The sequence below is a fragment of the Spirillospora albida genome (assembly GCF_000718255.1).
GTDB classification, from domain to species: Bacteria; Actinomycetota; Actinomycetes; order Streptosporangiales; family Streptosporangiaceae; genus Spirillospora; species Spirillospora albida.
This window is the reverse complement of sequence record NZ_JOFJ01000050.1, coordinates 1-1,697: the sequence shown is the minus strand read 5'-3', so window position 1 is coordinate 1,697 and position 1,697 is coordinate 1. Positions and strand designations below refer to the sequence as shown.

Sequence of the window (1,697 nt, the reverse complement as noted above, 5' to 3'; positions counted from 1 at the left end):
GCCCCGGTCGGCAGTGTGCAGAGAAAGGCAGGTCCCGATGGCGCCGCGTCGGCAGCGTCCCCGCGAGTCCCCCGCCCTCGTCGCCTTCGGTCGCCAGATGCGACGGATGCGCGAGGCCAGGAACGTCAAGCAGGAGACCATCGCCCACCTGACTCGGGTCAGCGCTCCACAGGTGAGCAAGATCGAGGGAGGAAAGAGGCGGGCCACTCGATCCTTCGTCGAGGTTGTGGACGACCACCTGGAGGCCGGCGGCGCGCTCATCAACCTGTGGGAAGACCTGAACAAGGACGGTCATCCCGTCCCCATCTGGTTCGACTGGCCCCAGATCGAATCGGATGCCGCAATGCTGGTCTGCTACGAGCAGTCAGTGATGCCGGGGCTCGTGCAGACTCCGGCCTATGCGTCGGCGATCCTGCACGGCAACCGAGACGCCGTTGAGGCGCGGATCGCCCGACAGGTCATCATCACCGGGGACGGGACGGCGCCGCCCACGCTAGTGATCATGGTGGACGAGCAGGCGCTGCACAGGCCGGTCGGCACGCCGGAGACGATGAAGGAGCAGCTCGAACACCTGATCGCCCTCAGCGCATTGCCCAACGTCACGATCCAAGTAGTGTTGACAAGTGGCGAACACAACGGCAACTCCGGTTCCTTCGTGATCGCCACCATGGCTGATCGCAGCGAGGTCGCCTATGTCGAGACAGCGATACGTCCGATCACCACGGACAACCCGGAAGACCTGACAGAGCTTGCGCGGACCCTGGTCGAACTCCGCGTGCGGATGCTCACAGGCGAGATGACGTGCGAACTGATCAGAAAGGTGGTCCGAGAAAGATGGACCTGACGCACACCAAGTGGCGTAAGAGCTCCTACAGCACATCCAACGGCGGCAACTGCGTGGAACTGGCCGATGTATCCGGCGCGGTGGCGGTACGGGACAGCAAGGACCCGGACGGCCCCGTCCTCCTCCTGACCCGCGCAGCCCTCCGCAGCGCCGTGAAGGCCGCTCCCGCCACCCACTGACGGCCTGGTCCATCGGTCGCGGCGGTCCGGCCAATCGGGTGCCCGCAGCCGCCGGACGCTGGGAGCCTCGTAGCCTGCGCTCTCTCTGCCCGGCCGAAGGCGTTAACCGCCCTCTCTCTCGCAGTCCGCTTGGGCGATGAGTTCGGGCTCGGTCGGCGGTCATGCTCTATGGCGGACGATTCCTCATCCGGCAGGGAGTAGCACATGGTGATCGTCGCAGGGCATATCGTCGTCGAGCCGCACCGGCGCGACGCTTATCTCGCGGGATGCGTGAGTGTTGTCGAACAGGCGCGGCGCGCGGACGGCTGCCTGGATTTCGCCGTCACGGCGGATCTGATCGACGCCGGTCGCGTCAACGTCTTCGAGCGGTGGGAGTCACGGGCGGCGGTCGAGGCGTTCCGCGGCAGCGGCCCCACCGATGACCAGACCGCAGAGATCCAGGCCGCCTCGGTAGCCGAATACGACATCGCAGACGTCCGCTCCCTCACCTGACCCCGCTGCCCACCTCGTAAGTGCTGTGAGTCATTGGGGGTACCGCCATGCCTGCCCGGTGCCGTGGTACTGCTCAACGGGGATGAGGTTCCCCCCGTAGCACGGACAGCTGGGGTGAGATGGGTCAGGTGGTCGGGCTCGAGGTTCGGTGTCGTTCCTCGTAGTCCATCGGGCTCAGCATT

General features: G+C 66.0%; 3 protein-coding genes. All 3 read left to right on the top strand.

Annotated elements, in window-relative coordinates:
- Window positions 1-844, top strand: an 844-nt coding sequence (locus IE99_RS0128435) for a helix-turn-helix domain-containing protein (RefSeq protein WP_211258957.1), incomplete at its 5' end; no start/stop codon positions are given.
- The gene (locus tag IE99_RS0128430) at window positions 835-1,023 is read left to right on the top strand and encodes a DUF397 domain-containing protein (protein WP_030177458.1); all 189 of its coding nucleotides are present in this window, start codon (window positions 835-837) and stop codon (window positions 1,021-1,023) included. The genes IE99_RS0128435 and IE99_RS0128430, both read left to right, overlap by 10 nt.
- Before the next feature lie 204 nt (window positions 1,024-1,227).
- Window positions 1,228-1,515 (top strand): putative quinol monooxygenase, encoded by a 288-nt coding sequence (locus IE99_RS0128425; protein WP_030177457.1) that lies wholly within the window; start codon window positions 1,228-1,230, stop codon window positions 1,513-1,515.
- Window positions 1,516-1,697: the final 182 nt, after the last annotated feature.

Excerpts from the sequence above, each read along its gene's own strand:
- IE99_RS0128430 (WP_030177458.1), top strand. The coding sequence starts at position 835 with ATGGACCTGACGCACACCAAGTGGCGTAAGAGCTCCTACAGCACATCC.
- IE99_RS0128425 (WP_030177457.1), top strand. The coding sequence starts at position 1,228 with ATGGTGATCGTCGCAGGGCATATCGTCGTCGAGCCGCACCGGCGCGAC.